General features: G+C 34.1%; 22 protein-coding genes, 1 tRNA gene and 1 pseudogene. 4 read left to right on the top strand and 20 right to left on the bottom strand.

What is annotated here, in order from left to right; all coding sequences use genetic code 11:
- Positions 1–326 precede the first annotated feature (326 nt).
- Positions 327–1220 (top strand): protease HtpX, encoded by an 894-nt coding sequence (gene htpX / locus ACYQ3P_RS11190; RefSeq protein WP_460177947.1) that lies wholly within the window; start codon positions 327–329, stop codon positions 1218–1220.
- A gap of 13 nt (positions 1221–1233) precedes the next feature.
- Positions 1234–1467, top strand: coding sequence for an amphi-Trp domain-containing protein (locus ACYQ3P_RS11185; protein WP_460177946.1), 234 nt, complete (start codon positions 1234–1236; stop codon positions 1465–1467).
- A 28-nt stretch (positions 1468–1495) separates the two neighbouring features.
- Here ACYQ3P_RS11185 and ACYQ3P_RS11180 read toward each other — a convergent pair.
- From ACYQ3P_RS11180 to ACYQ3P_RS11135, 10 genes and pseudogenes are all read right to left on the bottom strand, one after another.
- A pseudogene (locus ACYQ3P_RS11180) lies at positions 1496–1657 on the bottom strand (glycosyl transferase family 1); the annotation flags it as partial.
- Positions 1658–1803: 146 nt separating this feature from the next.
- Entirely contained in the window at positions 1804–1956 is a 153-nt protein-coding gene (locus ACYQ3P_RS11175; RefSeq protein WP_460178089.1) for an iron dependent repressor, metal binding and dimerization domain protein, read from the bottom strand.
- Between the two features lie 63 nt (positions 1957–2019).
- Positions 2020–2145, bottom strand: coding sequence for a hypothetical protein (locus tag ACYQ3P_RS11170; protein ID WP_460177945.1), 126 nt, complete (start codon positions 2143–2145; stop codon positions 2020–2022).
- Positions 2142–2804, bottom strand: coding sequence for an HD-GYP domain-containing protein (locus ACYQ3P_RS11165; RefSeq protein ID WP_460177944.1), 663 nt, complete (start codon positions 2802–2804; stop codon positions 2142–2144). The genes ACYQ3P_RS11170 and ACYQ3P_RS11165 overlap by 4 nt, the downstream gene beginning before the upstream one ends.
- Positions 2801–3553, bottom strand: coding sequence for a diguanylate cyclase (locus tag ACYQ3P_RS11160; protein WP_460177943.1), 753 nt, complete (start codon positions 3551–3553; stop codon positions 2801–2803). The genes ACYQ3P_RS11165 and ACYQ3P_RS11160 overlap by 4 nt, the downstream gene beginning before the upstream one ends.
- Positions 3554–3574: 21 nt before the next feature.
- The gene (gene feoB, locus ACYQ3P_RS11155) at positions 3575–5731 is read right to left on the bottom strand and encodes a ferrous iron transport protein B (RefSeq protein ID WP_460177942.1); all 2157 of its coding nucleotides are present in this window, start codon (positions 5729–5731) and stop codon (positions 3575–3577) included.
- Positions 5728–5955 carry a FeoA family protein gene (locus ACYQ3P_RS11150; protein ID WP_460177941.1) on the bottom strand — a complete coding sequence of 76 codons (228 nt, stop codon included), beginning with the start codon at positions 5953–5955 and terminating at the stop codon, positions 5728–5730. Before ACYQ3P_RS11150 ends, feoB begins: the two co-directional genes overlap by 4 nt.
- Positions 5952–6182 carry a FeoA family protein gene (locus tag ACYQ3P_RS11145; protein WP_460177940.1) on the bottom strand — a complete coding sequence of 77 codons (231 nt, stop codon included), beginning with the start codon at positions 6180–6182 and terminating at the stop codon, positions 5952–5954. The genes ACYQ3P_RS11150 and ACYQ3P_RS11145 overlap by 4 nt, the downstream gene beginning before the upstream one ends.
- 13 nt (positions 6183–6195) lie before the next feature.
- Positions 6196–7326, bottom strand: a complete 1131-nt coding sequence (locus tag ACYQ3P_RS11140) for a carbohydrate porin (RefSeq protein ID WP_460177939.1) — start codon at positions 7324–7326, stop codon at positions 6196–6198.
- A complete protein-coding gene (locus tag ACYQ3P_RS11135) occupies positions 7323–7628 on the bottom strand; it encodes a DUF2325 domain-containing protein (RefSeq protein ID WP_460177938.1) in 306 nt (101 codons plus the stop codon). The genes ACYQ3P_RS11140 and ACYQ3P_RS11135 overlap by 4 nt, the downstream gene beginning before the upstream one ends.
- 948 nt (positions 7629–8576) lie before the next feature.
- Here ACYQ3P_RS11135 and ACYQ3P_RS11130 point away from each other — a divergent pair.
- Positions 8577–8831, top strand: coding sequence for a tyrosine-type recombinase/integrase (locus tag ACYQ3P_RS11130; protein WP_460178088.1), 255 nt, complete (start codon positions 8577–8579; stop codon positions 8829–8831).
- Positions 8832–8984: 153 nt separating this feature from the next.
- Here the strand turns inward: ACYQ3P_RS11130 and ACYQ3P_RS11125 are convergent.
- Positions 8985–9057: transfer RNA gene (locus tag ACYQ3P_RS11125), tRNA-Ala, on the bottom strand.
- A 468-nt stretch (positions 9058–9525) separates the two neighbouring features.
- Here ACYQ3P_RS11125 and ACYQ3P_RS11120 point away from each other — a divergent pair.
- Entirely contained in the window at positions 9526–10131 is a 606-nt protein-coding gene (locus tag ACYQ3P_RS11120) for a hypothetical protein (RefSeq protein WP_460177937.1), read from the top strand.
- Here ACYQ3P_RS11120 and ACYQ3P_RS11115 read toward each other — a convergent pair.
- From ACYQ3P_RS11115 to ACYQ3P_RS11075, 9 genes are all read right to left on the bottom strand, one after another.
- Entirely contained in the window at positions 10105–11559 is a 1455-nt protein-coding gene (locus tag ACYQ3P_RS11115) for a DegQ family serine endoprotease (protein ID WP_460177936.1), read from the bottom strand. The two genes, ACYQ3P_RS11120 and ACYQ3P_RS11115, sit on opposite strands and share 27 nt — an antisense overlap.
- Before the next feature lie 12 nt (positions 11560–11571).
- Positions 11572–12216, bottom strand: coding sequence for a fructose-6-phosphate aldolase (gene fsa / locus ACYQ3P_RS11110; RefSeq protein WP_460177935.1), 645 nt, complete (start codon positions 12214–12216; stop codon positions 11572–11574).
- Positions 12213–13001, bottom strand: a complete 789-nt coding sequence (locus ACYQ3P_RS11105; protein ID WP_460177934.1) for a YkgJ family cysteine cluster protein — start codon at positions 12999–13001, stop codon at positions 12213–12215. The genes fsa and ACYQ3P_RS11105 overlap by 4 nt, the downstream gene beginning before the upstream one ends.
- Positions 12982–14139, bottom strand: coding sequence for a (Fe-S)-binding protein (locus tag ACYQ3P_RS11100; RefSeq protein ID WP_460177933.1), 1158 nt, complete (start codon positions 14137–14139; stop codon positions 12982–12984). Before ACYQ3P_RS11100 ends, ACYQ3P_RS11105 begins: the two co-directional genes overlap by 20 nt.
- Positions 14140–14144: 5 nt before the next feature.
- Positions 14145–15650, bottom strand: a complete 1506-nt coding sequence (locus ACYQ3P_RS11095) for an Rne/Rng family ribonuclease (RefSeq protein ID WP_460177932.1) — start codon at positions 15648–15650, stop codon at positions 14145–14147.
- Positions 15647–18073 carry a TIGR03936 family radical SAM-associated protein gene (locus ACYQ3P_RS11090; protein ID WP_460177931.1) on the bottom strand — a complete coding sequence of 809 codons (2427 nt, stop codon included), beginning with the start codon at positions 18071–18073 and terminating at the stop codon, positions 15647–15649. Before ACYQ3P_RS11090 ends, ACYQ3P_RS11095 begins: the two co-directional genes overlap by 4 nt.
- A 235-nt stretch (positions 18074–18308) precedes the next feature.
- Positions 18309–20813, bottom strand: coding sequence for a cellulose synthase subunit BcsC-related outer membrane protein (locus tag ACYQ3P_RS11085; protein WP_460177930.1), 2505 nt, complete (start codon positions 20811–20813; stop codon positions 18309–18311).
- Positions 20810–21892, bottom strand: a complete 1083-nt coding sequence (locus ACYQ3P_RS11080; protein ID WP_460177929.1) for a family 8 glycosyl hydrolase — start codon at positions 21890–21892, stop codon at positions 20810–20812. Before ACYQ3P_RS11080 ends, ACYQ3P_RS11085 begins: the two co-directional genes overlap by 4 nt.
- Complete coding sequence (locus ACYQ3P_RS11075) at positions 21882–24092, bottom strand: cellulose biosynthesis cyclic di-GMP-binding regulatory protein BcsB (RefSeq protein ID WP_460177928.1); 2211 nt, start codon at positions 24090–24092, stop codon at positions 21882–21884. The genes ACYQ3P_RS11080 and ACYQ3P_RS11075 overlap by 11 nt, the downstream gene beginning before the upstream one ends.
- Positions 24093–24107: the final 15 nt, after the last annotated feature.

The raw sequence follows: 24107 nt of genomic DNA, 5'->3' as shown, positions 1-24107 counted from the left end.
AATCTTTCTCCCTGCTTTCCGTAATTTCCAAGATGCGAGAGCACAAAGTCCCCTAATCAATCTCGTTTTTCTCCATAGATTTAGAGAATAGATTGCTTCGCATCCTTCGGATGCTCGCAACAACAAAAAATAAAGGTGATGCTCAGATGACTGCAAAAATTACTTAATTTTCAAATGGTTATAGCAATTATTGATTTCTATCTGTATTTTGGGAAAAATATTAAACTTTATTGTCAAAAAATAAACTTGCATGATAAAATTTTTATAGATCAAGCTTTCAAATCATGATAATCTTAAATCTTAATATTAAATTAGTGAGGTGAAAAATGAAGAGAATACTATTGTTTCTGGCAACAAATATTGCTGTTTTATTTGTACTATCCTTAGTTTTAAGGATTCTAAATGTAGAGCCATATCTTACTTCTGTAGGCTTGAATTATCAATCATTGCTAATTTTTGCAGCAGTTTTTGGAATGGGTGGTGCTTTTATTAATCTTGCTCTATCAAAAACATTTGCGAAAATGCTTACTGGTGCTCAAGTGATTAAGACACCTTCAAATGATGTTGAAAGATGGCTTGTAAGAACAGTCTCTGAGTTAGCGCAAAAAAGTGGAATTGGTATGCCTGAGGTTGCCATTTATCAGTCTGATGATATGAATGCCTTTGCAACTGGAATGAGAAGAAACAATGCCTTAGTAGCTGTATCAACTGGTTTGTTAAGAAGAATGAATCCAGAACAGATAAGAGCTGTACTTGCACACGAAATAGCACATATAAAGAATGGAGATATGATTACGCTTACCCTTATTCAGGGTGTTATTAACACATTTGTCATATTTATATCTCGTGTTGCAGGATACATTGTAGACAGACACATATTAAAGAACGAAGAAGGATATGGAATAGGATATTTTGTTACAACAATTATTACCCAGATATTATTCGGAATACTTACCTCAATTATTGTCCTTTGGTTCTCCCGTATGAGAGAATACAGAGCTGATTTCGGAGGTGCTCAATTAGTTGGGAAAAAACCTATGATTCAGGCACTTGAATCACTGAAAAAAGCTATAGACGAACCTTTGCCAGATCAATTAAGAGCATTTGGAATTAAGGGAGGAAAGAAAGGTGGATTTGCTGCTTTATTTGCAACACACCCAGACCTTGATGACAGAATACAAGCTTTGGAGTCAAAGAATTTACCTGAATATATTCCATAAAGGAGGTTAAGCCATGTCAGAGAAAAATGTAATGTTTGAAATGGAGGAGAAGAAAACAAAAGCTGAAATTATCTCATTTCTCCGCTCACTTGCAGAACAGATTGAAGCTGGAAAAATAAAATTTGAAAATATGGAAGAGGAAATTCCAATTCCTGAGCAGATGGAACTTGAGGTAAAAATTGAAAGAAAAGATAAGAAAGACAAACAGGAGATAAGTGTAGAGGTAGAATTACAATGGAGACTATAAACTAAATATAAATCAATTCTTTTTTGTATACAGTTGCAGCTGTTTGCAGAGCATTTATCTCTAAATCGCTGTCAGGAGGAAGTAAAAGTATACGTATATCAGGATTGTTTCCTGCTCCCTCTTTAACTTCTGACAAAACTTTATCTGATTCTGGGTCATCAGTTGCTGTTCCTCCTGCAAGAATTAATTGGCATTGGTAAAGCAAAAATACTGAGAACCAGTTTTTCTCAAACCAATCAAACATTTAAAACCTTATTAACCTGAATTTCATGTGGAGGCTATCAATGTTAAAATTAAAGTTTCAAAGAACATAGCCATCTCATATGCTTTTTGATTTTATCTTGAAAAATTTCTTGTAAATTCTATTATTTTTTCTATTGTCTCTGAAGATGGGTCATGCTCAATTTTATGAACATCTCTAAGTGCGGTTTCAGGACTGACTTTCAAAATTTGGGTTAAAAAATTGTACAAAATCTTTTTTTGTTTTATATTTGTTTTTCAATTTCAAGTTCTTTTTCAGTCAAAGAAATAAAGCCATATTTTGATAATTGATTAATCCTTTCGTTTGCAATTGCCACATCCATGACAAACTTTACCTTTTTTCATGGAGCGGTATATAAGATACACCGCTCCTATAAGTATAAAGCCTGCCATGAAAATTTCAAATAAATCTGTCATATCACAGCTCCCAACCAAGTTTTTACATTATCTTTAATTGCAATAAAAGCTTCAACGACTAAAGGGTCAAACTGTGAACCTGAGTTTTTCTTTATTTCTTCTAATGCCTTATCAAAACTATAGGCTTTTCTGCATGGTCTATCCTGAAACATAGCAGAAAAAGCATCTGCCACAGCTATTATTCTTGCACCAATTGGTATTTCCCTACCCTTTAATCCTGCTGGATAACCCTTTCCGTCCCATCTTTCATGATGATAAAGGACCATATCTGTTACACCACCTTTAGTATTAAAAAATTTCACTGGTCTCAAAATATTTGCTCCTATTTCAGGATGTTTTCTAATCCACTTCCACTCCTCATCTGTCAATTTATCTGGTTTCTGTAGTATGCTATAAGGTATTCCAATTTTTCCTATGTCATGCAAATGTCCAGCAATGTGAATAATATCAGCATGTTCGGTTCTAAATCCCAAAGCAAGGGCTATCATATAACTTAGCACTGCTACTTGTTCAGAATGATTCCGAGTAAATGGATCTATTGCATCTACGGCATTGCCGAGGCATTCGCATAATTGATGCAAAGTATTAAAATCACAATTTTTAACTTCTAAATCATTAAAAACTTCCTTCAATTCAATTGAACAAACAACTGGTTTCATAAATCACCTCCAATTACAACCTTGTTTCTTCCACTTTTTTTAGCATCGTAAAGATATTTATCAGCAAGTTCAATAAGTTCATACTGGTCTTTTGGAGGTGGCAATCCTGCCACGCCAAAGCTTACTGTAATTTTTTCTCTTAAAAGATTAAAAAAATGTTGCTCTACCGCTATTCTCAATCTTTCAGCTATGTTGTAAGCATCATTTAAAAATGTTCCCTTCAACAAGATTAAAAACTCCTCTCCTCCCCAACGACAAAGAACATCTGATCTCCTTAATTTTTGCCCAAAAATCTGTGCAATCTCCTTTAAAACTTTATCTCCTACATTATGTCCGTATTTGTCATTGATTTTTTTGAAATAATCAATGTCTGCAATTGCCAAACTTAGTGGTACTCCGTATTTTTTAAATTTTTCAATCTCAAAATCCAAGATTCGTTCAAAATATCTTCTGTTTAGACATTTTGTCAGTGTATCAAAAATTGCCTCATTTTTAAACACTTCATAATAACTTTTAATTGGACAGACCTTTATTTCAGAAGCCAGTTTTTCATCAAAAGCAATCTTCATATTGTCAACAACTACAACAACTTTACCAGTTACATGCTTATCCCTGTGGACAAGTTCAATTAATTTTCCCTCTCTTAATCCCATATCCATTAATCTTTTTATCTGTTCTGAGCCTTCACTGATATTCACAATCTCTGCAATCTCACCTAAATACATATCATTTAATGAGATTGTTTTCATGGTTTAAGCCTCCGAAGAGGTTTAAAATCCCATAATTCCTCCAACCTGATAAATAATAAATGCAACAGTCCATGCTACTGTTGAGTGAAGCAGAATTGCAAGTCCATATATCTTCCATGTTCCAAACTCCTGCCTCATTGCTGCTGCGGTTACTACGCAGGGCCAATAAAGAAGAACAAAGACTAAAAAGGCATATGCACTCAATGGAGTAAATACCTGCTGGAGCCTTTCTTTAAGAGGTGTTGTCTCTTCCTCCTCTTCTGCAGAAATTGTTTTAATTTCAAATCCAAAGAGATTTTCAAATCCTTCCAACACAGCCTTTCCAAAAGCAAAAACTTGCTGTTTCAAATCATCTGATATACTGCTTTCTTCCTCCTTTTCTTCTTTTTCAGTAATATAAATCTGTGCCATTGTGCTTACAACAACTTCTTTTGCCATGATACCAGAGACAAGTGAAGCTGAGGCTTGCCAATTTCCAAATCCCAATGGTTCAAAAACAGGACTTAATGTTTTTCCAATTTTACCTAACGCAGAGTTTTCTTTCTCTACTCCGAATGGAACATTAAGTAAAAACCACATTAAAACTGATACTCCGAGTATGTATGTTCCTGCTTTTATAATGAAATGCTTTAGTTTTTGCCATGTGTGAATCATCATATCCCTAAAAGTAGGAATACGGTACGGTGGAAGTTCCATTATAAATACAGGTGCAAAACCTTTGAATAGGCTCTTTTTGAGCACAAATCCCAAGATAACCGCAACAAATATACCTAAAACATACAAAGACCAAAGCACTGTTGCTCCATGACTTGCAAAGAATGCGCCTATGAAAAGAACATAAACTGGAAGCCTTGCACCACAAGACATAAGAGGAGCAAGAAGGGCTGTAAGTTTTTTGTCCCTTTCAGTCTCCAAAACTCTTGTAGCATATATGGATGGAACATTGCATCCAAATCCTAAGATTAAAGGAATTATAGATTTTCCGTGAAGTCCTATTGTATGCATAACTTTGTCCATAACAAATGCAACCCTTGCCATATAACCACTTCCCTCAAGAAAGGTAAGAACAAACATTACCATTGCAATAAGAGGAACAAATACTAAAACAGAGCCAACTCCAGCTATTACTCCTTCAGTTAAAAGGGAAATAAACCAATCTGAAGCACCACCTGAACTCAACAAATGGGCTGTCCATTTAATGAGAAAATCATTAAAAAATCCATCAAGCCAATCACTGAAGGGTTTAGAAAAATCAAAGGAGACCTTAAAAACAAACCATAGGGCAAAAAGAAAGATAGGAATTCCCAACCATCTGTTTAGAACAATCTTGTCAACCTGCTCAGTAAAATCTTTTCTTTTTAGATTTTTTTGAGAAATCACCTCCTTTGCAATTCCATGAGCAATTCCATATCTTATATCAGCAAGCATTGATTCAGGCTCCTCACCGTGAACCTTTACAATATGGGTCTCAGCTTTCTTAATAAAATTCTCATCTCCCTTTAGTCCTATTTCCCTTAAGACAACCTCATCCCTTTCAAGCAATTTAAGGCACAACCAACGACTTGGATATTTGCCTAAAACTCCGGGGTCTTTAATTTTTAAAGGTTCTTCAATTATTTTTATAGCCTCTTCAATGTCCTCTCCATAGTTAAACTGCTTTTGATGATATTGCCTTTGTTCTTTTAAAAGAGAAACTATTTTTACAGCATTAAGAAGTTCTTTTATTCCCTCTTTCTTTGTTGCAACAGTAGGGACTATTTTTATTCCTAAAAGGTTCTCCAGTTTTTCAATATCAATTTCTATACCCTTTTTCTTAGCTTCATCGTAAATGTTTAAAGCCATAACAATTGGTATTCCAAGCTCCATAATCTGTATTGTTAGATAAAGGTTTCTTTCAAGATTTGTTGCATCAACAACATTTATTATTAAGTCAGGCTTCTCCTTAACTAAGAAATCCCTTGCAATAACCTCTTCCTGTGTGTATGGACTTAAGCTATACGTTCCCGGTAAATCAAAGAGATTAATGGAAATGTCCTCAAATCCAAATTTAGCTGTTTTCTTTTCAACAGTGACTCCGGGCCAATTTCCAACTTGAAGACTTGTTCCTGCAATTGCATTAATGAGGGTTGACTTGCCTGAGTTCGGATTTCCTGCAACAGCAACAGTTATCTCTCTCATTCTATCACCTCCACTTCAATGTTTTCTGCCTCTGATTTTCTTAGGGAAAGATGATAATTTTTAATGACAATATCAATTGGATCTCCTAATGGTGCTACTTTTTCAACCTTTAAAATTTCACCGGGCACAACTCCCATATCCATAAGTCTCCTCTTTATAATTCCAGAAGAATTATTTGATTTGATTTTTGCTTTCTGTCCAACTTTAAGTTCGCTGAGTTTCATTCAGTCCTCCTAACCATTATTTTCATTGCCATGCCTCTGCCAATTGCTATTCTTGAGTTATCAATTTTTATAAGAATAGGACCACCTCTCTGATTATCAATTACTTCAACAACCTTTCCGGGATGAAAGCCTAATGCTGTGAGATGAGAAAAAATACCCTTTCCTTTACTTATAACATCAATTATTATGCCTCTCTCATTACAACCTAATAGTGCAAGGGGTATCATCCTACGCTCCTCCTTAAAAGTGAATATTAAATCTAACTCCATAGATATTTGCTGCTTTCTTTCCATTTTCCCTTTCTTTGTCCTGCACATACTGATAATCAAGGGTAAGGTCAGAGCTTAAGAATTTGTAGCTGAATAGATTAAACTTTACATATCCTTCAAATACTTGGCTTGAGCTTAAATCAGCCTTTGAAGGAGACTTTAAATATGCATATCCTACTCCTACTTCATCGTCCTTCCTTCCCCAAACACTTCCCTTAAGATTCAATCCAAATGAGACCATTCTGTTGTAATCAACTTGCGCAGAGTCATCCTGCCAGCCTGCCCTTAGAAATGCTCCAAGTGTCTCCTTCACAAGCTCTTGGTCAAAGGATACTCCTATGCCTTTCAGTGCCTTATAGTTTTCTTCATCCCAGTCTAAAAATCTCTTGTTTGTTGTGTATGCATAAAGCCTGTAGTTACCCTCGCCCAAAGATGTCTCAAGCTTGTATCCAACCTGTGCACCTATCCAGTTGTAGTTTCTCTCAGCCTCATTCTTTGAACGCATTCCAACAACCCTAAAATGAAATCCATTTATTTCAAACTCTCCTGCAACTCCATAGTCATAATTTGGAAGATTTGCAAGGGGATTGTTAACCAATGCCTCATTCATAAACTGCCCAATTTCATCATTTGCAAAGGCATTGTCATCAATAAAGGATGTTGAGCCAATTATTCCAGCTGTAAATTTAAGGGATGTCTCCTTTGCAAGTTCAAACTTATGGGAGTACCAAAGCTCCAGAAGATGGTCCCTTGAGCGACCATTAATGTTTTTTAGGTCAATGAAAACATCATCTGCATTTGAGGATAAAGTGAAAGGATAGCTTGAATCCTTAAAACCACTTCCCTTAGCAAAGCTCGCTCTTAAGAAAAATTCATCATTTTCAGTTGGTCTCAAAGATACATTAAAATCAATAACTGCAGAGCCACGGTCTTGTCTTTTCTTTTTTGTCTCATCATCCAAGTAACCCTTGCTCATATTGAGCCACTGATAAACTGTTGTTGCTGTTCCTGAAATTGAAAACTTCTCTGTAATGTCTGCTGCATTTAAATGAAATGGAATTAGAAGAATTAATAAAGATAGAACAAGAAAGAAAACTCTCATGCCAAACCTCCTTTTTCATATAATTTTTTGAGTTGCTCAAGACATTTTCTTAATGTGCATAAGCCACAACTATGTGCCATAAAACATGGAATTCCTTTTGTTTTTGCATAACTTACAACTTCATGCTTAACTGGATGGGCAATCTTATCCGTAAATATAAGAACTGCATCTACTTTGCCAATCTTTTTAGTTACATTCTTAGCTCCTTTAGTATAAACCTTCAGTTTTACACCCATCTTTTTCGCTTCATTTTCATAATGTTCAACAAGCCTATCCATTCCTCCAAGAAGCATTATACTCATTTTAAACCTCCATTTTTTTATTTTAAAAATGTTTTATAGTTCTAATTATAACAAATCAATCTAATATTGTCAATATCGCAAAAAATTATTTTAAAATCAAAATATTAGTTGAGATATTAATGAATCAAATGTTTTAATAAAAAATAAATGCAAAATTTAAGAATAAAATGAAAACTTATGAAAATTTATATTGAATGAATAAGTTGTCAATATTGTATAAAAAGAGCTATTTAGAAGATAAAAATCAGGCATTGAAAACTCTGAAGTGCAAGCTCGAAAAAACTATTATAACTTCATTGATTTCTTCTACTTTAAGATTACCAACTTTAAATATACGATTAAGTCTTTTATTACTTGGCTAACTTAAAATTCCTTTTTTCAAAATCCTCATAAAAAATTGAAATTGCATGACTGGCTTTATTTGTTTGTATATTTATCTGGCAAAGAATTATGTCATTACCTTCCAAAGTTGAAACAACTAAAGCTATTCGCCTTTTAACTTGTGTTAGTTCAGAAAAAGGAAAGGAAAAGGAACAATCACGACTTCCCTTTTAAAAACTCTGCCATGTCTTATACTCTTTTGGGTTCATCCAATCTTTTTTGAGAGAGGATTCACAAAGTCTGCTTGAAGTCTCTCTTTTTCATCATTTATTTGGAAATAGGAAAAAATGGTTAACCATTAATTTGCAAATAACTACAATTTTTAAGGGTTTCAAAGAATTTTAAAGAAATATATAATTGAGATTGATATCTTTTTTGTTATTCTTGCTTAAAACGATTTGATTTTTTATATTTTTGATATGGCATTTCTTTTGTATACCTTTTCATTATTTAACCAGAAAGAAACTTAATTAGGAAGTGAAATTATGTTATCAGTATTAAAATTTTTTAAATCCAAAACAATGGTAAAAATGGGACTGAAGATTCGGAGTTATTAAAAAATGAAACATTGAACTTGTCTCAGGTATAAACGCGGTTAAGGATATACTGAGAAGACTTGATACAGACTATATCTTTGTAAACCCCGATACAGGAAACCGATATATAGACATTAAAAAAAGTTTTGCAAAAGCATGCAAATGTGCAGGAATTAAGGATTTTCACCTCCATGATCTAAGGCACACCTTTGCAAGTCATCTTGTAATGGCAGGAGTAGACCTTACAACAGTATCAAGGCTTTTAGGACATAAAACCATAACCTGACCTTGAGATATTCACACCTTGCACCTGAACACATGAGCAGAGCAGTAGACATCCTTGACAGCCATATAAACAAAAAATCAACTGCATATTTACTGCATAGTTTGGCAGGTAAGTAAGCATGTCTAAGGCAGGCAAGTCATTGATTTTCAAGAATGGAGCTGAGGGGAGTCGAACCCCCGACCTCTTGAATGCCATTCAAGCGCTCTCCCAACTGAGCTACAGCCCCGTTCTTTAAAAATAACATATCTTTGTGGTTATTTGTCAAATAAATTGTTCTGTTCTCTAATGTCATCGTATGTTAGATATATGGACATTGCGAGATATTTTATTTCTGAGGCTACACTTTCTTTTTATGAGATTGCTTCGCCTGCCTGTCGGCAGGCTCGCAATGACCCCTTCCTTCGACATTGCGTGTCCGAGCAGAGCGAGGAGGAAGCAATATCGTCGTCATAGTGACATAGAGCGACAGTGCTACAGAACGACAGAACTTATTTTAAGAAGAGATTGCTTCGGTAGACCTTTGGTCTGCCTCGAAATGACCCCTTCCCTTGTTATTGCGAGGAGCGAAGCGACGAAGCAATCTCAAAACATTCGTAAGAAGTAAAAAGTGAGGCGCAAGGGGTGAAAGGTAAAAGACGAGATTGCTTCGCATCCTTCGGATGCTCGAAATGACAGCAAAAAATAAAATTTTCAAATGGTTATATCAATTATTGGATTTCTATCGCTATTTTTCGGATATAATATTTCTGCAATGGTTAATTTTATGATACCTCGCTCTGGGGAAATACTTTTGTGGGATAATGTTGATGAATTAAAAAGATTGATAGATAAAATAGACTTTATTTTCAAAGAGTTCCCAGATAAATTTCAGGACACGAAATTACTTGCGGAGGAAGTAAAAGAATATATTGTACAGGTTGACCCTTTCTTTGATATTTACTCCAAAAAAGTTTGTTCATGCTGCACGCACATATGTTGTTTGAACAAAAATAGCAGATATGAGTATGATGATTTGATTTACATTTTAGCATTAAGAGAAAAATTTCCAATACCAGACAGAAATCTTAAAGAAACAGAACCATGCTACCTTCTTACAGAAAAGGGATGTAAAATTCCGCGTTATCTCAGACCTCTTAGATGCAACTGGTATCTGTGTAAAGAGCTTTACAAGGAGATGGAGTCAGCACCTGCAAGAGTTTTTAGAGAATTTTCAAATACTTTTAGTAAAATGCTTCAAGTAAGACAGCAGATGCTGAACTCCTTTTTTCAGTCATTATTTGACATTCAAAACAATATATGAAACAACTCCGTTTCTGTAAAACCAAACCACAGCCCTGTCTTTTGTTGTATTCGCAATTTTCATAAAGTCTTTTACATTCCTTATTTTTTGGTTGTTGATTTCCATGATTACATCACCACGACCAAGCAATCCGTATGCAGGTGAGTCTTGGTCAATTGAAGAAACAACCACTCCGCTGATTCTCTTGGGAATGTTTAGCTGATTTCTTATTTTGTCTGTAAGTTCTTCAACTTGTATTCCTGAAAGTACTGATTCGCCCATAGCAACTTTCTGTTCAGAGGGTTGCTCTCCAATAGTTACGCTAAGTGTATATTTTTTACCATCTCTTATTATTTCCATCTGTACTGTTTTGCCTGGAGGTGTATTGCCAACAAGATTTCTAAGATGGGCAGCATCTTCTACATTTTTTCCGTCAAAGCTTATGATTACATCTTTCATTTTAAGACCAGATTTTTCAGCAGGGCTTCCTTCCTGAACATCTGTCACAATTGCTCCTTTTATTTCCCTCATACCAAGAGTTTGAGCGATATCAGAGGTAACATCATGAATACTGACTCCGAGCCATCCACGAATTACTTTTTTGTGCTTTATTATATTTTCCATAACTACTTTAGCCATGTTGCTCGGAATAGCAAAGCCTATTCCCTGATATCCTCCAGTTGTGCTAAAGATAGCAGTGTTAATTCCAACGAGCTCTCCCCGAACATTTACAAGTGGTCCACCAGAGTTTCCGGGATTAATTGCTGCATCTGTTTGGATAAAGTCTTCATAGTCTGCAATTCCAACATTTGCCCTGCCTGTTGCGCTTACTATTCCGCTTGTAACAGTAAGATTGAGTCCATAAGGATTTCCGATAGCAATGACTGTCTCGCCAACCTTAAGTTTTTCAGAATCTCCCCATTTTATGGCTCTTATTTTGTCTGCTTTGATTTTTATTACCGCAATGTCAGTCTTTGCATCAAACCCTATTACTGTGCCGTCAAAAACTCTCTTGTCATAAAGCTTAACCTTAATTTCATCAGCGCCTTTTATGACATGGTAATTAGTAAGAATGTATCCAGACTCATCAACTATTACTCCAGAGCCGAGAGAAGTCTGTGTGAATTCCCTTTGTCTGTCAAATAGTCCTTCAAACTCGTCACCAAAAAATCTTCTGAAAAAGGGATCATTAAAGGGAAATGGCATGGGCTGTCTTTTTATCTTTTTAGTTGTATAGATGTTGACAACTGATGGTTGTACAGCCTGAACCACCTCTGCCATCGCATTTCCTATTTTTGAAAGTAACTCCTGCGATTCTTTTGAAATTTGATAATCTTGTGAAAATCCTTTTGGCTGAATATCAAATTTTGATGCAATCACAAGTCCTATGGTTATACCAATCAATATCAGAAATATTCCCGGTAAAATATACTTCCTGTTTAACCTCATATCGGATACCTCCTATTTTTTAAGCTTTTCCCAATCCTTAAGAAATTTTTCAATGCCTATGTCAGTAAGTGGATGTTTTATGAGTTGCTTAATTACAGAATATGGGATAGTAGCAATATCTGCTCCTATTCTTGCTGTCTCAAGCACATGCAATGGGTTACGAATGCTTGCTACAATCACTTCTGTGTCAAAGGCGTAATTTTCAAAAATGATTTTAATATCTCTTATTAAGTCCATTCCAAAATGACTGATATCATCAAGCCTTCCGACAAAGGGACTCACATAAGTTGCACCTGCTTTTGCTGCAAGAAGTGCTTGAGTGGGAGAGAAAACCAGTGTTACATTTGTTTTAATTCCTTCCTTTGAAAGTTTTTTTACTGTCTTAAGTCCATCCTCTGTCATAGGAATTTTGATCACTATGTTTGGGTGAATTTTGCTTAATTCAAGTGCTTCTTTGAACATATCTTCATGTTTCAATGATACAGCTTCAGCACTAACAGGACCATCAACTATTTCACATATTTCTTTGAGAAGGCTTATGGGTTCTCTGCCTTCCTTTGCGATAAGAGAAGGATTTGTAGTAACTCCATCAATAACTCCAACTTCCCATGCTTTTTTAATTTCCTCAATATTTGCTGTGTCAATAAAAAATTTCATTCCTCATCCTCCTGTGTAACCTTGATTATAAAGTTTTCTCCTTCTTTTTCTATTATTAAACCATAAACAGGTGCTAATTCAAATAAAGAACGACCTAAAAGCAAGGGTATTAAATCCTCATTAATTGATAATTTTTCTTTAAGCCAATCCCTCACGGAAGAGTCGTAAAGTATCATTTCAGCTATTTTTTCTATGTTTTCCTCTTTACCTTTTTTCAATTTGCTTATCAGTTCATCAAATCTTGCAAGGGAACAGTTTTTTTCATGCTTATCTATAATATCGTTAATAAGCTCTATGCTTCCAAATAGATTTTTTCTCGTAAGTCTTCTTTCTTCAAGTCCTGTAATTGTAATATTTTGTGACCAGCATTCATATTCACGACATACAGTAGGTCTATTTTCATATATTGTGCATCCTTCCTCGGGGTCATAAAACAGACACATAAAACTACCGAAAATTGGACGAATTTTTATGAGCTCCATTGAGCTGTAATAAGTATCTGCATCAATGGATGAGCGAATTTTTTCGTCTTCTCTGATTGTATAAATATCCTTTTCTGAAATGATACCTTTTGTAAGCAACGGCATATCTTCTTTTAGTATCACAGGGGTGTCTCTTCTACAGCATTCTCCGCACCTTTCACATGCTGTTTTTTGTGAAAATTTCATTTTTTTGGGTTGACCATCAGGTGTATAGCCGGTTACTGTATGGGATTTCTTGGCAGACGGTTTATAAACTGTACCATCTGGTAAAACTATCTCTAAATTAGGGTCTTTTTCTGTCATCTTTTTCTCCTTTTATGAGATTGTTTATAAATTCTGCGTAATGCAAAATTTTTTTATTTTTAAGAGCAAAATTAAACTGAATCATACAATTTGGGCAAGAGCTTATTATTATGTCCACCTTTTGATATTCTAAAACTTTTTTCCCCAGAATATCCATAGACTGCTTTTCAAATAAGAAAGAAAATAGTCCTGCAAATCCACAACAACCATCTTTTTTCTTGATGCCAAAATCTTTTAGTAATGATAGAATTGATTCTGTTTCTTTTGTATAATTTTTGGAATGGCATGAAACATGAAAAATCGTTGATAGTGACTGATAATTGGTGGATAGGGTTTGATGAAAAGTTATATCAGAGATTAAATCTGCAAGTTTTAAAACTTTTATCTCATCGCCAGTGAAATCTTTGTAAACATCAGAAATAAAATGGGCACAAGTAGGACATGGTGTGATTACTCCATCAATATTGAAATAATTGTAAATTTCTATGTTTTTTCTTGCAAGCTTTATCATGTCCTCTTTAAATCCTGCAGATAAAAGCGGTGCACCGCAGCAGTATTGTTTTGGTATGATAACTTCAAAATCTGCGAATGTCAGGAGATTTATGAGGGCTTCTGAAATAAAAGGAAAGTGGAAGTTTGTTGTGCATCCTAAAAAAAGTGCAACTCTTCCCTTTGGTCTGACTTTATTGAATATTCTAAAAGCTTCGTTGTCAAATTTTTTATTAGGAAAAAAAGAAAATTTTTCAAGGAAGTTTGTAGGCAATTTTTTTTGTTTTTTTAATAAATTTACAATTGGTTTAATCTGGTTTACTGTTCTTATTAGAGAAAAGAATGCTCTGGGATAAAGTGAAAAGTATTTAAAAAGTAATCCGCTTAAGCCCTTATGCATTCTCTCTCTCGCCTCGTAAACAAGATATGGCACATTCACATCAAGGGGGCAGTTGTTTGAGCAGTCTCCGCACAAAAGGCAACTGAAAACTCTTTCCCTTAAATTTGTGCTTTCTTTGATTTTATTTTCTTTGAAATAGCTTATGAGTTGAGCCCTTCCTCGTGGAGAAAAGGCTTCATTAAGAAAAATGGAGTAACTTGGACAAATATTTTTACATTTTCCGCATTTATTACATTCTACAAAGTTCATTTTTCTTAGGTTGGGATGTTTTGATGAATGTGGTAGTTTTCCTGATGGAGATTTGAGTCTTTTTTAATGGTAATTCTGATTTTTTTGCTATTTTCAAGCTCTTCCAGAGAGTCCCTCTCCTCATCAGTGAGCAGGTCTGCTACTTGAGGATTGGTTAAAACAGTGATTTCAGTTCCTTCAGGCACAGTAAGATATCTGAGCTTTCTTAAAATCTCATAAGCTACAGACCTTATGCTTTTAATTCTTCCCTTTCCTTCACAATACGGACAGCTGTCGCACAATATTTCTTCAAGACTCTCTCTTGTTCTTTTTCTTGTCATCTGAACTATTCCAAGTTCAGTAATATTGTATATCGTTGTCTTTGCCCTGTCCTTTTTTGTTGCCTCAGAGAGGGCATTTATGACCTTCTGTTTGTTCTCTTCCTTTTCCATATCAATAAAATCTATCAAGATTATTCCACCAAGATTTCTTAATCTTATTTGATAGGCTATTTCTTTGACTGCCTCAAGATTTGTACGAAGAATGGTATCTTCAAGATTTTCTTTACCAACGAATTTTCCTGTATTTACATCAATTACATTCATTGCCTCTGTCTGGTCAATTACTATGTAACCACCAGATTTCAACCACACTTTTCTTCTTAAAGCTCTGTCAAGATCAACTTCTATTCCAAAGGCATCAAATAATGGCTCGTCTCCTTCGTAAAGTTCTATTTTTTCAGTAAGGCGAGGGAAATAAATTTCTGCAAATTCTTTAAGTCTTTTCCATTCCTCGTAACTGTCAATAATCAATCTGTCTACATTCTGGGTCATAAAATCCCGCAGACTTCTCAATACAAGGTCAAATTCGCTATGAATTAAAGAAGGGGCATGGGCTTTGTCTTTCTTTTTCTGGATATTGTCCCAAAGCAAAAGGAGAAAATCTATATCTTTTTGAATTTCCTCTTCTGTGGCATCTTCGCTTACTGTTCTCATAATTAGTCCAAAACCAGAGGGTTTAATTCTTGTAGCTATCTCCTTAAGCTCTTTTCTTTTATCCTCATCCTCTATTTTTCTTGAAATTCCAATGTGTTCCATGCCAGGCATCAGCACGACATATCTACCCGGCAAGGTTATCCTTGATGTTACTCTTGCACCTTTTGTTCCGATAGGGTCTTTTGCAACTTGAACAAGAATCTCCTGTCCTTCTTGAACAAGCTCCTCAATGGATGCATCTTTGACATCAAGTCTTGAGAGAAACTCTGTATCTTCCTCTGCTTCCAAAAAGGGATAAAGCTCTTTGATTCCTCCCCTTATATCATCAACATAAAGAAATGCAGCTTTATCCAAGCCAATGTCAATAAAGCATGCCTGCATGCCTTTTAATACTTTTACAACTCTGCCTTTGTATATATTGCCTACATAGCTTGAGTCTCCCTTTCTTTCGGTATAAAACTCAACAACCTGCCCACCTTCAAGAAGGGCAACCCTGCATTCTTGCTTGCTTACATTAATTAAAAGTTCATTGCTCAAGGTTCTAATACTCCTCCGTTTTGTCTGTAAATCCTTACTCTCTTTATATATAGGTCAGTTGCGGGTATTTCAAAAATATTTTCAACAATCTCTGTAATTCTTGCCTTAATTTCTCCATCTTTAACTATTATACACACTTCTTCAGGATTAATCTGAATTTTTTCAACAAAATCTGAAAGAGGATAAGCTTTTTCTTTTCTTTCAATCACTTTATTTTGTAGTTTTTCAGTATTAATTGGAGCAAATCCATGTTCTGACTTTATTATGTATTCGTAACGGTTAATAAAGGCACTGATAGATGGAGTCTGGGGGGAAATTACTTTTGCAGATTTTATCTTCAAGCCTTCAGGCAAAAGTCTGTTCATTCTTTCAATGTATTCTTCTTTAAACTCTCCGTAAATTTTTAAGTCAAAATACTCTGCATCGGATTCTATCCCAACAGAGAGGGAAGGACCAAAGGAAATTTCGGGCTTTGGATGAAATCCTTTTGATAAAACAAATGGTATCTTTGCCATTCTCAAAACTCTTGTAAGCAGGTTTCCAAGTTCAAGCTGGGAAAGATATTTTAAAGAGTCTTTTTTTATATGGCAAAATCTCACATTAGTGATTTGTTCTGAAAGAACAGAATCTGAAAGAATGATGCTTGCTGTTTCAGGCTCATTTTTTTGTGAATGAATATTGCATTTTTCTATACCACATAAGGAGCATTTCTGTAAGCATTCTTCAGTACTTTGAAGGTTTAATGCTTTTTCAAGCTCTTTCTGAAGAAAATCTTTTTTTACTCCTGCATCAATAAAATCCCATGGAAGCTGGTGGTTGGTGGATGGTGATTGGTGAATGGGATAATTTTTTTGGGCATATTCAAATAAATCTATGCCTGTTTCATTCATTGCATCAAGCCATCTGCTGAAGTTAAAATGCTCTGTCCATGCCGAAAAACTCTCTCCCTTAAGCCATGCACTATAAATAACTTCACCAACTCGTTCATCACCCCTTGAAAGTCCTGCTTCAAGAATACTCATTTGAGGGTCATGGCCTTTATAATGAATTTTGCTTTTGTGGAATGAATTTTTTATGAAATCAAGCTTTTCCCTCATCTCTTCAAATCCAATTTGTCCAAGCCATTGAAAAGGAGTATGAGGTTTTGGAATAAAAGGAGACGCAGTTACATTAATGTCAACGAATTTTTTTGTATAATTTTTAGCAAGTTTTAAAATTCTTCTGCTTAAATTTACAATTTCTTCAATATCTTCTTCAGTCTCTGTTGGAAGTCCTATCATAAAATAAAGCTTTATGCTGAGCCATCCTTCTTCAAAAAGAATTGAGCAAGCCCTTTCAATATCTTCATTTGTTATATTTTTATTAATTACGCATCTTAATCTTTCGGTAGCTGCCTCAGGTGCAATTGTAAATCCTGTTTTTCTTGTAAATTTTATCTTCTGCGCAAGCTCTTTTGTAACTTTATCAGCCCTTATTGATGGTAGGGATATAGCGATTCCCTGTCCGGTAAAAGTATTGTTTAAAGAATCAACAAGCTCCATCAAATAAGGATAATGTCCGATGCTAAAGGAAAGTAAAGAAAGTTCTTCGTAACCAGTATTTTCTATAGACTTAACCGCAAGCTCTAAAACATTTTTTAGATTTCTAATCCTCAAAGGTCTATAAATCATGCCTGCCTGACAAAATCTGCATCCTGAAGGGCATCCCCTTGATACTTCAATGGAAACTCTGTCATGAACAATTTTTGCATATGGAATTGGTGGGACAGTTGGAAAATCAGCTTTATCTAAATTTTCAACAAATCTTCTTTTTACAGGCTTTTTCCCAACAAAGGGAACATAAAAACCTGAAATATTGCTTATTTCAAGCAGTAAATCCTCTTTTGTTCCTCCATTCTTTTTCCAATCTCTGTAAACATTTACAAGTTCAACAACTGCCTCCTCACCTTCTCCAATTAAAAAAGCATCTATAAATTGAGACATTGGCAAAGGATTCAATGCACAAGGTCCACCTGCAACAACTAAGGGATATTCTTTACTTAGTCTTTCTGTCCATCTTAAAGGAATTTGAGATAGATCAAGCATATTTAAGACAGTTGGATAAGAAAGCTCATACTGAAGACTAAAACCAATAATGTCAAATTCTTTAAGTGGAGTTTTTGTCTCAAGGGATGCGAGCGGTATCTTGTTATTTTTCATGTATTCAGCCATATCAACCCACGGATAAAAAACCCTTTCAGCATATACATCGGGCATTTTGTTTAAAATGTGATAAAGAATTTTTAAGCCAAGATGGGACATTCCAATTTCATAGATATCTGGAAAACAAAGAGCAAATCTTATAAAATTTTTGCCTTGTTTTTTTATGGCATTAATTTCGCTGTTTATGTAGCGGGTTGGTTTTTCAAATTTGAGCAGATTCATTTTTTAATTTTAATTGGTTGCTAAGAGTTATTTCAAAAGTTATAATATTTCCAAGCAAAATTAAAAGATTTTTAAGTATCATTGCGAGTTCTTTAGTTACTTCAGACCTTTGTTTCGTTATGGAGAATGCTTGGAAGCTTGAGCAGTGGTAACCACTCACAATGAAGCTTGAGAATCGCATAATTTTAGTTGTAATAAATAAGTCTATCAGTTAAAAAATTTTTATCGTATCAAATTAAAACAAATCAAAAAATAGTGAACCACCGATTAAAAATTCATTATATCCTCTGTTGACATTGCCCTTAAAGAAAAAGACCGCCTTACCAAAATTAAGATTTTTCTCTATGTATGCTTCAAGGGAACCACCAAGTTTTCCTTTCTTGCTACCAGCGTAGTTACTATTAAAGTCATCAACAGCAGGCTGGGTTTCAGGATACGGACCATTTAAAGGATATTTTGGTGAATCTTTTGTTTTTTCGTATATGTATCCAATGGCGGTTTTTATATCAATGTTTTCTGTGCAGCATTTTTTTTCTGTGTATCTGAAGCTTATTCCCGGCATAAGGAAAACCTGCGGACTATAATATCCACCGTGACCATATGTAAAATAGTTAGTGTTTTTGCTATAGTGATCAAATACCAAGAATAATCCAAGATTAACAGTCCTTTCTTTATCTAAATCCCTATAAGCACCGAAACTAATCGTACTTGAAAAATGGTTATTATTTATGACATTTTTACCTTTTAAAATATCATACTGTGCTTTTACAGTAAACCAAAGAGGTTTTGAAAGTTTAAAAGAATATTCTCCAGACACACCCGTAGATAATACCATTCCCCATTTGTCGTTTGTATAAGGGTCTTTCTGTCCAATATAGGACAAAATTGAGTCATTGACTTGCTTTCTGAATAAATTTATTTTCCAATCTTTATCATAAATAATGAAATCAATAACTGGAGTAGGACTATAAAGAGCGTTGAGAGGAGATGAACCAAGTATAATGACTAAAGAAGGAATTCCATCTTTTTTAAAGGTTATTTCAGGTTTAAGAGTCAATTTACTGTCTATTGGAGTTTGTAAAGCAGGTTTTCCATCTAAAGAAAGATAATATCTGCCAATTTGTGCTTTTTCTGAAATACTTCCTGAGTTCAAATGTTCACCTACTATGGAAAATATTAAAACATTACTATTTGGAAACGGATAAATAAGGCTGATTCTGTTTTCAAATATTTTAATCTTAGACAGTCCGCTTTCTCCTTTTTTGTACCTGTAAGAAGGTGAGATTTGGATTTTCATATATTTTTCTCTGCTGTAGCATGCTTGTTCATCTCTGTAACTAACAAAAGATGCTGTGACAGGCATACCCTCTTTGCAGTAATAATCTGAAGCAATTTTTTTCAATACTTCATCTTCCTTTTCACTTAGCATTTTCATTAAAGAAAATGCTTTTTCCCTTTGTCCATCATCAAGTAACTTACCTATTGAGGTTGAGTAAACTGTAGATTTAATGCTTGAGTCCAAGATTTTGCTGTTTTTTTCTGAAAACTCTAACGCTTCATCAATTTTATTTTGAGAAAGAAGCGTAAAAATAAGTCCCCTTAATGCATTTTGTTCTGAGGTTTTATTAAATAGCTCCCTGAATATTTCTTCAGCCTCTGGATATTTTTTATTGCTGTAGAAATGCCACCCTAAAAATTCCTTTGCAAATAAGTTTTCTGGGTCTAATTTAAGTATCCTTTGCGCATAATCAAACTTTTTTGCCTCATCTATATCTTCTCTTGAGAGATTTTTCTGAAGGATGCTGATCTCTAATTTTTCTAATTTATTAACAAACAATGTCTCTTTGCTGAAATGTGACCACTGTTGTTCTTTTAAATTTGCGAATTGTTCATATTCAATGTAAGATGACAGTTCTGCGACTATTCCATATCTGAGTTCAACAGGAATGTCTTCGCAATTAAGTAATAAAAAAAGCGTCTCCTGTCCCATCTTTTTATCAAAGGGTAGAATTTTCTTTGCTGCCTCAAAAAATATATCTGCCATGTAACATCTATTGGGTTTTTCTATGTGCCTTTGAATAAATTTCTTTAGTTCCTTATTATCTCCTGTTTTCTTTGCTTGTTCATAATCTTTGCTAACAATCTCCCTCTCTAAATCTAATAAATCTATCTCTATATTAAATTTTTTTGCTATTTCTAATGCTTGTTCAGGATTACCAGTTGCTCTCAATGTTAAAACAAAACCTTTAATGGAGTTTTTATCTTCTGGATAGTATTTAAAAAGTTTTTCAAAGTAATCCATTGCTTTTTTAAAGTTTTTATTGTTGTAATAATGCCAAGCAAGAAACTCCAGGGCTGATTTATCATTTGGTGCAATATCTAAAATTCTATTGGCATAATTTACTTTATCTAATTCAGAAACTTCTGATGTCCAAAGCAGTCTTTTTAGTTTGTCCTTTTCAGATACAACATCAGGTTTTAAGTGTATTTTTTGAGGTTTTAGTTTGGGAATTTCCCCATAAGTAATTCCTTCTTTTAGAGACTCCTCTTTTTTTGTATCTTTGGTTTCAATGGTAATGCCTGTTTTATCTTTTCTTTCAATTATTATTTCCCCTTGTTTTTCAACTCCCCTTTGTTCCCTTTGAAATGGTTTTGGAATTTTAGGAAAGGAAATAGGCGGTTCAGCAAAGGCTGTGAGCACTGTAAAAAATATTGTCATTACTGCTACTAAGGTTTTCATCTTTTTCCTACCATTGAACACAGTAAAAATAAACTCCATGAATAGTAATTTCTCTCTTCATTTCTTAAAATTTCTTTGGCTTTTGCAAATAACTCATCTGATAGCTTTTTATCTCCTATTGCTTTAGCTATCAGACTATAAACTGCATAAAAACCAGCAGGTGCATTACAATTTTTGTTTATTTGTTCGTCCTGAAGATAAATTTCAGCTGGTATGCAATTATTTTTTTTGTAAATTTCAATTAGTGAAAAGTAATCTTTTGTTTTTTCTTTTATTTTCTCTCTGTTGCTCAATGCCAGATAAAGTGGAACTCTGATTGCATCAAAGCCAAAATTTTCATATTTTAATTTGGCTTCTTCATCTGAGATTTGGACTTGCTTTTTGATTCTGATTTCATTGTTTTCTAATTCAATCCAGTTTGGAGGAAAGGCAAAAATACCAAATTTTGCCCTTCCTAAGATGAAAAGAGAACTTTCAATGATTTTTTCCCAGAAATCCCTTTCATCTAATAATGCAAAAAGTTCAAAGGCAGGAAAGATAAAGTAGGAAGGATTTACAGTAATAGTTTTTTCAGAATAAAAGCCATAATAACCCGGTAAAAGTAAATGCATGCCTGAAAAATTTATATAAAGGTGTTTCTTTATATCCGAAAGGATTGAAAAAGCCTCATTTTTGTAATCTATTCTGTTAAATTTTTCAGAAGCCTTCAGTAAAGCAAATGCAATTAATATATCTCCATCTGTTGCATTGTTGTAATCAATTACATTCCATTCACCATTTGGTCTCTTTCCCCATTGCCACGCAAAAAGTTTATCATTTTTTCGGACTTGCAGGTTATCCTTAGTCCATCTCCAAACTTTTTCAAAGGTTTCCAAATCATTAAACTCCAAAGCAAAAAGCATTCCATATCCTTGACCTTCAGAATGGGAGATTTGATTATTATGATAATCAATAATTCTGCCATCGGAAGAAATAAACTCTTTTTTAAAGGATAACCAGAAATCTATCATTTCTTCAGCCTGTAAGTTTTGAACTGTAAAAATCATAAGCAAAACAAGCAAAACTGCTTTAACTTTCATGTTTCTTTAATCTTAATTTCATAATTCCCTTGAGTAACTTGAATAATAAGAAACTGAATAAAATAAAGGTAATCAACAACGTGACTATTGTAATATAAGGATGCTTATAAACAAAATAGCTTAAAGAGTTGATCATTCCAAGCCTTCCAATGTAATATCTATCCCCATGCTTTGCAGATATTATAAATTTAAACTTTTCACTTTCAATATCTGCTTCAGGATTCAAAAGAACCGTATTTCCATCAACTAAAGCTTGCACTGATGGATTAATAAGCAGATAAGAAGATTTTTTCAGCGTTTCATGGTCGTATGAAGTAAGAATTAAAATGGTTTTTCCATTTTTCCACGGCGACTCTATTTCAGTTAATAATGCCCAATTTTTGTCCATAAAGCCTGAGAAATTGGCTATTTCTCTCTCTCCTTGAATATCGTATCTCAAAAATTCCTCAGAAAAATCTACCGGTAAAATTTTACTAAAAAGCTGTATGGCTCTGTATTCCCATGATTTGAGTTTTCTTTTTGTATCTGTCAAGGCATTGCTAAGCACATAACCTTCTGAATTCTTGAATGGAACTTTTGATTTTATTTTTTCCGGTAATTTTTCAAAATTACCTATTATTAAAGCATTACCATCAATTTTATCTGGATTTGAGATTATGTTAATGTTAACAAATGGTGATTCAGCTTTCTGAGTTAATGCACCAATAAGATTTAAGGCAGATGATATCTCTGATTCACTTTTTTCAAGAAGAACTAAAGCATTGTTTGTTGTTTTAATAAATGGAAATCCATTAGCAAATAATAATTTTAAATCTGGCATAGCAACCCATCTATCCACATTCGGCACCACAATCTTTGAATCGTCAAAGATTGTAAGTAAAAGGTTTTCTGTTTGGACAAAGGCGCAAGGGTCTTGGCTTTGGGGAGTCAGAACCGGAATGAAGGAAATTTTATTATATCCCTTTTTGAAGTCTGTCATAGGTATTTTGATCACATAGTCCTTTATATAACCACCCTTTGAGTTGTCTAATGAAATCGGTTGTATAAATTTTCCATTAACTGAAATATTTATCATGCTACTTGGTCTCATTCCACTTCCATAGGAAAAGTTCAGCAGAATTGTTAAGAAGTCGTTTGGCTTAAGAAAAGCCTCTGAAGGCATGTTAAATTCAAGGTCTACTGAACCGGCATATATTCCTTTTAACATTCGGGTTTTGTAGCCTAATTCCTTGAAAAGATAAACTTTCCCTAATTGCAGGAAATTTGTCATCGGCGATTTTTTTGAAGTATAATTTGAAATTGTTTCAACTTTGATTGCTGGCATTTTTATAAATCTGAAATCTATGAAAGAAAAACTTTCAATTAGGTAATTCAATTTTTTCCTATCATCCGATGATAAGGCAACAACTGCATATTTTTGACCCTGTGGATGGGACAATATTGAGATGCCATCTGCGGTTATTCTTTCTCCTAATAATTTCCTTGTAAATTGATTTGTACCTATAATCACATTGTCCATATCATTTTTGATTTCTTTGCCTATTTGAAATTGAACAGGTCTGTATTTTAGCCTTAATGCTATTGCAGATGCTGTTTTCATTGCAGATAATATATTTTCATCATTAAAATTTTCAACTACTAAGTTAACTGCATAAGATGGAAAAATTTTGTCATCAAACAAAAATTCGTCAATTGAACTCAGAAGCATTGGTATTTCTTTTTGGGTATAATCAATGTTTAAAACCGCTCTGTCAAAAAATAAAGTTGTCCACAATTCTTCTGCTGCAGGGTCTTCGCAAAATTCCTGCGAGTGCTGAGCAACCTTAAAGACAAGTTCGTTGTAGATAGGTTTGATAAGATTTACTGGAATCTTAATTTTCATCTTTCCCTCTGGCAATTTGTTTGAGAGCCTTACTTGACCAATTGGCTTATTGTTAAACCAAATTGATAGCTGGGATCTATTCTCAATGAGGGAGATTGAATTTATAATTTCCAATTCAAGCTCTGCACTTGTAATATTCCATCTTTCGGGAAAAGGTAATTTCAAAGAATATGAGTTTGATATTCCTTTTAAAGTTACAGGTTCTACATAAACAACTTTGGACAAAGGTATAGAAATCTTCTCTGCATTCGCAGAAATAGGATTAACTATTAATGCTAAAAGAATCAAAAAAATAGTTAAAATTTTGTCTTTAAACATTTTACGCATTTTCCT

It is taken from the genome of Thermodesulfovibrio hydrogeniphilus (assembly GCF_054657355.1).
This window is presented reverse-complemented; position numbering and strand designations above follow the sequence as displayed.

What these genes read in the sequence shown, in the direction of transcription:
- htpX (WP_460177947.1), top strand. Translation starts at nt 327, where the DNA reads ATGAAGAGAATACTATTGTTTCTGGCAACAAATATTGCTGTTTTATTT.
- ACYQ3P_RS11185 (WP_460177946.1), top strand. Translation starts at nt 1,234, where the DNA reads ATGTCAGAGAAAAATGTAATGTTTGAAATGGAGGAGAAGAAAACAAAA.
- ACYQ3P_RS11170 (WP_460177945.1), bottom strand. Translation starts at nt 2,145, where the DNA reads ATGACAGATTTATTTGAAATTTTCATGGCAGGCTTTATACTTATAGGA.
- ACYQ3P_RS11165 (WP_460177944.1), bottom strand. Translation starts at nt 2,804, where the DNA reads ATGAAACCAGTTGTTTGTTCAATTGAATTGAAGGAAGTTTTTAATGAT.
- ACYQ3P_RS11160 (WP_460177943.1), bottom strand. Translation starts at nt 3,553, where the DNA reads ATGAAAACAATCTCATTAAATGATATGTATTTAGGTGAGATTGCAGAG.
- feoB (WP_460177942.1), bottom strand. Translation starts at nt 5,731, where the DNA reads ATGAGAGAGATAACTGTTGCTGTTGCAGGAAATCCGAACTCAGGCAAG.
- ACYQ3P_RS11150 (WP_460177941.1), bottom strand. Translation starts at nt 5,955, where the DNA reads ATGAAACTCAGCGAACTTAAAGTTGGACAGAAAGCAAAAATCAAATCA.
- ACYQ3P_RS11145 (WP_460177940.1), bottom strand. Translation starts at nt 6,182, where the DNA reads ATGATACCCCTTGCACTATTAGGTTGTAATGAGAGAGGCATAATAATT.
- ACYQ3P_RS11140 (WP_460177939.1), bottom strand. Translation starts at nt 7,326, where the DNA reads ATGAGAGTTTTCTTTCTTGTTCTATCTTTATTAATTCTTCTAATTCCA.
- ACYQ3P_RS11135 (WP_460177938.1), bottom strand. Translation starts at nt 7,628, where the DNA reads ATGAGTATAATGCTTCTTGGAGGAATGGATAGGCTTGTTGAACATTAT.
- ACYQ3P_RS11120 (WP_460177937.1), top strand. Translation starts at nt 9,526, where the DNA reads ATGGTTATATCAATTATTGGATTTCTATCGCTATTTTTCGGATATAAT.
- ACYQ3P_RS11115 (WP_460177936.1), bottom strand. Translation starts at nt 11,559, where the DNA reads ATGAGGTTAAACAGGAAGTATATTTTACCGGGAATATTTCTGATATTG.
- fsa (WP_460177935.1), bottom strand. Translation starts at nt 12,216, where the DNA reads ATGAAATTTTTTATTGACACAGCAAATATTGAGGAAATTAAAAAAGCA.
- ACYQ3P_RS11105 (WP_460177934.1), bottom strand. Translation starts at nt 13,001, where the DNA reads ATGACAGAAAAAGACCCTAATTTAGAGATAGTTTTACCAGATGGTACA.
- ACYQ3P_RS11100 (WP_460177933.1), bottom strand. Translation starts at nt 14,139, where the DNA reads ATGAACTTTGTAGAATGTAATAAATGCGGAAAATGTAAAAATATTTGT.
- ACYQ3P_RS11090 (WP_460177931.1), bottom strand. Translation starts at nt 18,073, where the DNA reads ATGAATCTGCTCAAATTTGAAAAACCAACCCGCTACATAAACAGCGAA.
- ACYQ3P_RS11085 (WP_460177930.1), bottom strand. Translation starts at nt 20,813, where the DNA reads ATGAAAACCTTAGTAGCAGTAATGACAATATTTTTTACAGTGCTCACA.
- ACYQ3P_RS11080 (WP_460177929.1), bottom strand. Translation starts at nt 21,892, where the DNA reads ATGAAAGTTAAAGCAGTTTTGCTTGTTTTGCTTATGATTTTTACAGTT.
- ACYQ3P_RS11075 (WP_460177928.1), bottom strand. Translation starts at nt 24,092, where the DNA reads ATGTTTAAAGACAAAATTTTAACTATTTTTTTGATTCTTTTAGCATTA.